The following is an 8,716-nucleotide window of genomic DNA, read 5'->3' on the forward strand; positions in this document are numbered from 1 at the left end:
CATCATTATCCTAACCTTGATATTATCCTAACTTTATATTGCAAATGATTGAAATCTAATGAATAAATAATTTTATAGTTGTGATATTTTTCTATACTTTTTACGGTGGTTGGGCACTAATGCTCAACCACCGTAATTATGAATATAAGAAATTTAAAACAAGAGTATCCCGTTTTGCTTGATTACATGCGACAGCAGGGATATGGAAAAGTCGCTATTGGAGGGATTCAAGCGAGGCTTAAAGAACTTTTTGAACAAGAAAGCAACTATGTGTCTTATGGTGATTTTTATGAAAAACTTTTAAAAAGAAAAGGTATAAGTAAAGACGATGAGCGCTCAAAGTATTATCGGCTCTCTGTACGAAGGATTGAGGCATTTGATGAATATGATCATCTGCCTAATCGTTTTGCTTTTACACCTACTTTACAACCAAAAAGTTCAATAAGTCAATTAAAAGGTACATTCAAAACTATAATAGAACATTACAAAGAGGTATCAGTACAAGCAGGAAAAGCATCTAGCTCAATAAAAATGGAATCTAATTATGCGGCTGCATTTTTCGCTTATATGCAAAGCAAAGGCGCATATACTTTGACAGATGTAACAGAACCTTTAATCCTTTCTTATTTTTATGATAGAGGAAAACAACTTCGGGGATATACTTGTCAAAAAAGTATTATTAGAGTACTACGTTCTTCTAAAGGGCTACTTTGCCGAAAAGAATGTGAATTCCTTTGCGATATAATGCCTCCATTAAAAAATGTACGAAAGAATTTTGCAATCCTCTCTGATGCTGAGACTGCTATAATAGCTTCTACATTGGAAAATGACAACTCCAATCTCACACTTCGCAATAAAGCTGTCATTTCTATTGCCATGTATACAGGTCTGCGTGGTAGTGATATTGCAAAAATGACGGTCAACACTATTGATTTCGAGCGTGATCTTATCACTCTTGAGCAGTCCAAAACACATCAGAAATTAGTTCTTCCATTAAGGGCTGTTGTGGGAAATGCAGTAATGGAATATCTAAAAAAGGAGAGACCGAAAGAAGTGAAAATTCAGAGATTATTCACGCACTTGTATGATCCGGAAAAACCGATAAGCCCGGATGTTATTGGGAAAATTGCCCGACGTTTCTTAAATAAGCTCGGAATTAGAAAAGGAGAATGCCAAAATGGTATCAGGCTTTTTCGTCGTTATCTGGCCACCAAACTTTTAAGAAATGGAGTTACTCCACGTTATATCAGCGAGATAATGGGACATATCTCGCCAGAGTCGCTCAGTCCATACATAGATGCTGATATTGTACATTTACGTGAATGCGGCATTGACATTTCGAAATATCCTGTCGGAGAGGAGGTGTTTGACGTATGATTGACTTAATTAAGCTTGAGTTCCTTTATCGAAAATATCGAAACGGGGTAAGAAACGATGGGAAGTCTTACAGATTTACTCGTTTAAAGACTTTCATTTCTTTTTGCACAAAAAGAGAATGCAATTATTTATCAAAAGACTTGATAGATGAATGGTGTATAAAGCACCCAACCGAAAGCATTAATTCTGCCAACCATCGAATTGCGGAATTACGGAATTTTATTGCATACTCTAACAAACAGCAATATACGGATATACCTTTACCATTGTTATTACCCGAAGCAAGGAAACAAAGAAAGGGAATACCTATGACAGAAATGCCCATTCAAAATTCTGTAGTTTCTGAAATGCTTGAAAAATATATTCTCTACTTGAAAACACTTGTTCCAAGGATATGTGACACTACACATAAGAATCTTATCCGTTTCAATAACTTTTGTGCCCGTGTTTACCCTGAAGCTAAAGAACTGACTGAAGATATCGTTAATTCCTGGTGCGACAGAAGACCTTTTGAGAAATGTAAATCAAGAAATACAAGAGTGCTTCCCGTGTCTCAATTCTTGAGGTATGCAATCAGTCATCACTGGACTAAAGTAAACGTTCCCCCTCCTTTACCCAGAGGTGGAAATAAGCCACGCATACCCCATATTTTCACAGAAGACGAACTTGCCAATTTTTTCAATGCGACAATATTGGTTCACAAGTCTGTTAATGTATCAGATTTCGATTTTAAGCTGAGAAGAATGCAAATACCTGTATTCTTCAGACTGTTGCTTAGTACAGGCATACGTACCAATGAAGCACGTTTACTTGACTGTGAAGACGTTGACCTTAAAAATGGAATTATTGATATCAGGCATACCAAAGGATGGGCGCAACATCGGGTAGCCCTACATCCTTCCATTTGGGAACTTCTCAAACGATACGACCATGCTGTAGAAAAGTTATTACCGAAGAGAAAAGTATTTTTTCCCACTTCGGATGGCAAGTATCACGATATGAAATGGCAGGGATATGCATTCAGTGAAATATGGCGGAGAATATCAAAGGCAGATGCCCGCCCATACGATTTTCGTTCCAATTATGCAGTCAAAAATATAAACCGTTGGAATTATGATGGTACAGAATGGTTTGATAAACTTCTCGTTCTGGGACGCAGCATGGGTCATAAAACTCTGCAAAGTACTTGCTATTACTATCAATTGGCACCAATGTTTCCTAATATGTTGGAGACACTTTCCGGCCCTTATCTACATGACATTTTACCTAATCTTGAAGATTTTTACAATGATTAAACTTAAATCTGAATCAACCGTTATATCCCAAACCATAAATGAATGGTTTACAAGTTATCTTCCTATCGCAAGAGGATGTAGCAACCATACACAACGTTCTTATTTTACGGCTTTATCGCAATATATGCAGTTCTTACAAGAAGAAAAAAAAGTCACTCCCAACACTCTCTCAGCAGAATCTTATTCCGAACGCAATCTTAATGACTGGTTGCTATGGCTAAAGAAAACCCGTAAGTGCAGTAATTCAACATGCAATGACCGTTTGTCTGGGGTAAAAAGCTTCATTAAATTTTTAAGCATAAAAGATATAAGATTTAATGCTGTATATATATCTTCAAAAGAAATAAAGCCTATGCGTACGGTCAAAGTGGTTCATGAAGAAATTACACAAAAGGCTATCAAATCCCTTTTTAGTACCATCCGAACAGATACCCGAACAGGAAAGAGAGACTTGGCAATCTTTTATCTTATGTATAGCATAGGCGCACGTATAGACGAAATTCTATCCGTCAAAATATGTGATTTACATCTTCATGAATATCCTAATCCAAATTATTTGACGATTATAGGCAAAGGGTATAAATGCAGGACACCTCCCATATTGAAGGACGTGAGCAAAATTCTTTTACGATATATAGAGGTATTCCATAACAATGATTTTGATTCTCATAGTTATTTATTCTATTCTGTTTATGGCGGAGAGAAGAAAAAAATGTCCCAGGAGGCTATCAATAAACGTTTGAAAATGTATGCGATTAAAGCAAATGAGATAGACAAATGCGTACCTCGCAATCTTCATTGCCATAGTCTTAGACACGCACGTGCCAGTCATTGGCTGGAACAAGGATTGAATATTGTTGCTATACAAAGGCTAATGGGACATGCGGATATAAGAACCACTATGCGGTATATCTTTGTTTCTGTTGAACAAAAGAATAAAGCTTTGGCTACTTTGGAAAGTAAATCAACTCTAAAACTTGAAAAGAAATGGAAGAAACTTCCCAAAGGACAATCTCTTTTGGAATATGTAGGGCTAAAGAAATAATTTAAGTGTAACAATAATTTGTCAAATATGCGGCTGAAGCCTTATACTTCAGTCGCATAAAAGAATAGAGGAGTAAAATAGAGTGAAGAGTATGTTTACTTACTGCTCTTCTTCCTATCAAATACAATGTACCCCATGAAATTATATATATAATAATCAATGGATTAATATATTTTATATAATAATTCGTTTACATACCTAGTTATTGTAAGTCGGAAAACAATAAATCATCATTGCCGTCAAAAACTAAAGCTTCTTTATTGTGCACCAATTCAACAGCAGCCATCGGATCAGTTATATCCAATGCTGCTATTTGAGTGTCATATGTAGTAATCATTTTTTCTTTCGCAACTTTTAACGTATCTCCATTCAAAAAACTTTTTAAACCTGCTATGGCACTATTTATAAAAGGTTCATGTTCACCTCTTACATTAAAGGTGTTGTTATAACCGACAAAAAAACGTAAATCATGAGTCTTTAAATGTAGATGAAGATTTTGAGCGCAAGAACAAGCAATACTATAAAGACCTTTGTTCTTGAAATTGTAGTTGGTTGTATGTATTGAAACAACAGCGTCTTCATCCTCATTGTAAATTCCATTGGCATCACCATGACCGGCAAAAAAACAAAGTTGGTGTTCAGGCATGACACCAATAACATTCTGTTCACTCAAATTTGGAGGGTAAACAGAAGAGTATTCAATACTATTATCAGCACATATTTGTTTAGCCTCGTCCGCACATGATTCTAAGAAATCATGAAGTACGGTGGTAGAATCGTTATTACATGCTATCAATATTTTGCCCATATTTATTTTTTAGAACGATTTAGTTGATAGATATAATACTCATTAAGCTTTTGCTCAAAAGATTTGCCTATAGGCGTTTGTTGTCTCAACTCAACAAGGATGTCAGCCCAAGTAAATGTTTTACCACTGGAGACTTCGCTAAAGGCTTCTTTGTTGTTATCTTCTGGATGACGGAGAAGCCATTGCTCAAGGACGCAGTCGAATTTTGTACTCCACTGAGAACGAACTCTGTCAATGATGGAAATGACAGTGTCAAAGTCATCATTGCTCCTGTCCAAATAGAAGAAATTCTCCTCGTTCATCATTTCAACGATGGATTCAAGAGGAATATCAGTCCTTAACTGGTTGGCCGACATTATCACAATATAAAGCAAAGATGTTTTTTGGCGAATCTCCTTCAACAAATCAATGCCTTTTTTGTGGTGACCACTGAAATTCCAGTCAATGAATACTATCATTTTGCTATTCAAATTCTCCAACACGTATTCCAAACCTTTGTCTGGATTTTGAAAAACATGGTTACAGTCAGCATCTTTGTAATGCTTTCTTATATTTTGAACAAACGGCTCTTTCTCCGACATATTATCGTCAATAAAGACTATCTTAAAATCCATAATTATTTACTTTTTAAAAGGTATTGTTATTTTTATTGTCGTTCCTATTTCACCAAATTCACTGTCAACGACAGCGACAGAGCCTCCAAGAGACTGAACACGAGTTTTCACAATATACAATCCAATGCCAGCACCTCCTTGCAACTCGGTCGTTGTATAATACAACGCAAAAATTTGTTCATGGTCTTCTTGAGGAATACCTATGCCTGTGTCTGAAACAAGTATCTCTAACATATCGTTTTGAACCTCGTAAGAGCAACGAATCACTTTTGGTTTTGACTTGGCCATTGCTTTCACGGAATTGTCTATTAGGTTCTGCAGAATATCTCTAAAAAATTGTCGATTTGCATTCAGAACTATCTTATCGGGGAAATCTGTCTGTAAGGATATCCCTTCACGTGAGAAGACATCATCGTATTCACCCAATATTTCCTCAAACGTAGTTTTTAAATCAACTTCCTCAGGAGTCAAGTTCGATTGTGAATAACTGAGCATATAGTTTATCACACGGTTGAGTACTTTGAAGCGTTCATACATCTCTTTAGAATAGAGTATGAATAATTCTTCTTCTTCAGGATCGGGATAATATCGATAGAAGAACTCCACCCTATCACGTATCTGATTAAGTGTGGTACGAACAGCATGAGTGATATTAATCGCAAACTGTTGTAGGGACATAATACTCATATAGATGTTCTCCTTACGAGTAAAATCCTCTAAAGCTTTTTTTTGTTCGCTAATAGCCGTCTTTACACTACGACCTGTCTTACGAACTTGTTTGATAAGAGGCTCTACAGTCTGCTTCAATTCTGGTTTTTGGGCGACTATATCATTGAAGGCTTCTACCAAAGAACTGATGTCATCTGATGCAGCTTTTAGACCTTCCTGAGCATTGTCTCGTTTTGCTTGACGCATTTCCACCTTGTAATCTTGAAGAGCATTAAGTTGAGTGATGATGAATTTCTTCATCTCTCGATACTCGTCATTGTCCACAAAGTCTTGGCGATTGGTCGCATCTATTATTTGAGGATTTCCATTTTTGGTGATGTCAATGACCCCCAAAAACTCACGTGTGCTTATTCTATTGAATATATCTTGATATACTCTTTTATCAATTCCTAAAATATCACGTTTCAAATCTTGAATTTCGTTAGTTTCTGCAAAAGGCGTGGCAATGATACCATCACGATAGACCTTAAATCCATCTATAGGGTCATTAGGAAAGGCTTTTCGGTAGTTTCTACGAGCTGGCTCGTCAAAGAAGAAAATCTTCATCCTTATTCCTCCAAAAGATTTAAGTGGGATAAGATGATAATTAAAAGAACTCTTTTCCTTATCGTAGAAAATACTTTGCTGAAGCTTTTTAGTCTCGTCAAAGTCTATACTTAGAGAAATGGTCGCATTATTAAAGTCATCCAACGTTCTAATAGACTCTTGGTCTATATCAAATTCAGGTGAAATTACCCGTACTTTGAATGGGTAACTCAAATTTGCAAATGGTGAGACAATTTTTGAAATTTCACGCATTAAATGCTCAATTTCTTTCTTAGTCCAAGGCTCTCTGATAGAAGTGATTATCAATTTCGTTCCTGATACATCTGGATTTTCAGCATCATTATACGTATAGACATTCTCCATATCAGTAAATAGACGAATATCTGCCTCTTTTTCGGTTTCAGTGTAATAAGCAGTCCAGTCAATATCTACCTTTAGCCACTTTTCTTCCCCTTCCTTTTTAGTGATAACGGAAACCTTATCTCCTAGCTTATCTACAGCAAAACGTCCTATACCTTTTTCTCCAACACATTTTCTATTGAAAGGTTTAGGTGAATATGGACGAGCGCGTTTACTTGAAGTCCCAATAACCATCCATTTGTCCCGAATATCTTCAAACGACATTCCATATCCGTCATCTTCTACTCGAATAACTGCCTGTTTTTTTCCTGCTCCAACATTTTCAAAAATGACATTTACATTTTGGGCATTTGCATCGTAACAGTTTTTTACCAATTCGAACAAAGCGGTAACCCGATCTGTTATCAAATCGCGTCCGATTAATCGAAATGTACTGACGTCAAATCGCCATTTTAGTTTATGATTGTCGTCCATATTATTTGTGGGTTCTAACATGTTGTTTTATACTCTCTGCAATTACTTCGCCTAATCTTGGGGGAACAGCATTTCCTATATAACGTGAAGCTTTAACTAAAGATACTTCTTGCTCATTAGGAAAGAATTTATATTTTATCGGAAAAGTCTGGAACAACGCAGCTTCACGTGCTGAAATAGCCCTGTTCTGAACAGGATGTCCAAAACGCCCGTTACCTATACCTGTACAAAGTGTGGTCATCGTTGGAGCAGGTTCTTCCCAAGTCATGCGCCCATAAACACTACCAAAACTCTTACCGCCTTTTTTCTTATGGCAATTTAACATAAGCTCCTCTGGCCAATCTCTCCAGCTTCCACCATATGGCGTAGCCTCAATTCTTCTCATATTCAATGCAGACAAGGCCCGGCAGCGATGCAACTTGTCAGTAGGACATTCTTCACCAGCTTGAAGAGGGGGAAGGTTACGGATTACATCGCCAACGGTCACGTAATTATCTTTTTGATGTGTTGGAGAAATCAATTCAATCTCACCTAATTTCGAGGCTAACAATACTAATCGCTTACGTGTCTGTGGTATGCCATAATCGGGACAATAAACCACATGATAGGAGACATAATATCCTTCTGCCTCAAGTGTATTAACAAAGTCTCCTAATACTGATTGAAGTTTAAATGAAACTATGGCTGGAACATTCTCCATTGTAACGATGTCTGGTTGCACATCTTTAACAAGACGTCCAAATTCATAAAGAAGATTGTATTTTTTTTTATCTTTATTCTTGTTTTTAAATGCGTATGACGAAAAAGGCTGACAAGGAGCGCAACCAGCCAAAACCTTTATTGATTTCTTGGAATAGAAGTGTATTATGTCCTCTTTTTGCACTGTCCTAATGTCCTTGAAAATAAACTTTGCTTCATTATTGGTTTCATATGCATACAAACAAGTCCAATCCAAATCAAAACCGGCTTTTATCTTGAGACCTTTTGACTTCATTCCATAACTCAGTCCGCCTATTCCGCAAAATAGGTCAACCACCTCTATTGAAGGTAGTTTCCCGCGTCGTTTATGTGTTTTACTTTTAGGCATATCTATTCTGTGATAAGTTCTCGTTTTTCACATCCTAGCAAATCGGCAATCTTAGCTAATGTCTGTAAGTCCGGCTGGTGCATATTGGTACACCACTTACTTACTGTAACAGTTGATACGCTCAATTGTTCTGCCAGCCATTTGCTTGTTCTCTGTTTCTCCACAAGAACCACTTTAAGCCGATTAAGAGGTCTTACATTCATCTTTATTTAATTAAAATCAAATGCAAATATAATAAAAACAGACAATATTACCAAATGCTTTATAGAAATGTATCCAAAAAGGTATAGAAAAATATCATAACTATGAAATTATTTATATGCTATATTTCAATCATTTGCAATATAAAGTTAGGATAATATCAAGGTTAGGATAATGATG

General features: G+C 36.4%; 8 protein-coding genes. 3 read left to right on the forward strand and 5 right to left on the reverse strand.

Going from position 1 to position 8,716, the window contains the following annotated elements:
- Positions 1–138 precede the first annotated feature (138 nt).
- Genes HMPREF9304_RS00390 through HMPREF9304_RS00400 form a run of 3 tightly spaced genes read left to right on the forward strand, consistent with a single transcriptional unit; the run spans position 139 to position 3,717 of the window.
- Complete coding sequence (locus HMPREF9304_RS00390) at positions 139–1,377, forward strand: tyrosine-type recombinase/integrase (protein ID WP_036925603.1); 1,239 nt, start codon at positions 139–141, stop codon at positions 1,375–1,377.
- Entirely contained in the window at positions 1,374–2,672 is a 1,299-nt protein-coding gene (locus HMPREF9304_RS00395; RefSeq protein WP_052045799.1) for a tyrosine-type recombinase/integrase, read from the forward strand. Before HMPREF9304_RS00390 ends, HMPREF9304_RS00395 begins: the two co-directional genes overlap by 4 nt.
- Entirely contained in the window at positions 2,665–3,717 is a 1,053-nt protein-coding gene (locus HMPREF9304_RS00400) for a tyrosine-type recombinase/integrase (RefSeq protein WP_052045801.1), read from the forward strand. Before HMPREF9304_RS00395 ends, HMPREF9304_RS00400 begins: the two co-directional genes overlap by 8 nt.
- Positions 3,718–3,919: 202 nt before the next feature.
- Here the strand turns inward: HMPREF9304_RS00400 and HMPREF9304_RS00405 are convergent, their stop codons facing one another.
- Genes HMPREF9304_RS00405 through HMPREF9304_RS00425 form a run of 5 tightly spaced genes read right to left on the reverse strand, consistent with a single transcriptional unit; the run spans position 3,920 to position 8,538 of the window.
- Entirely contained in the window at positions 3,920–4,525 is a 606-nt protein-coding gene (locus HMPREF9304_RS00405) for a hypothetical protein (RefSeq protein ID WP_036925607.1), read from the reverse strand.
- A 2-nt stretch (positions 4,526–4,527) separates the two neighbouring features.
- Complete coding sequence (locus HMPREF9304_RS00410) at positions 4,528–5,139, reverse strand: response regulator (protein ID WP_036925610.1); 612 nt, start codon at positions 5,137–5,139, stop codon at positions 4,528–4,530.
- Positions 5,140–5,145: 6 nt separating this feature from the next.
- Positions 5,146–7,248 carry a sensor histidine kinase gene (locus HMPREF9304_RS00415; protein WP_036925622.1) on the reverse strand — a complete coding sequence of 701 codons (2,103 nt, stop codon included), beginning with the start codon at positions 7,246–7,248 and terminating at the stop codon, positions 5,146–5,148.
- A 1-nt stretch (position 7,249) separates the two neighbouring features.
- Positions 7,250–8,335, reverse strand: a complete 1,086-nt coding sequence (locus HMPREF9304_RS00420; protein WP_036925613.1) for a DNA cytosine methyltransferase — start codon at positions 8,333–8,335, stop codon at positions 7,250–7,252.
- A 2-nt stretch (positions 8,336–8,337) separates the two neighbouring features.
- The gene (locus HMPREF9304_RS00425; RefSeq protein ID WP_036925616.1) at positions 8,338–8,538 is read right to left on the reverse strand and encodes a helix-turn-helix transcriptional regulator; all 201 of its coding nucleotides are present in this window, start codon (positions 8,536–8,538) and stop codon (positions 8,338–8,340) included.
- Positions 8,539–8,716 lie beyond the last annotated feature (178 nt).

This window comes from Hoylesella timonensis S9-PR14, from assembly GCF_000762405.1.
GTDB classification, from domain to species: domain Bacteria; phylum Bacteroidota; class Bacteroidia; order Bacteroidales; family Bacteroidaceae; genus Prevotella; species Prevotella timonensis_A.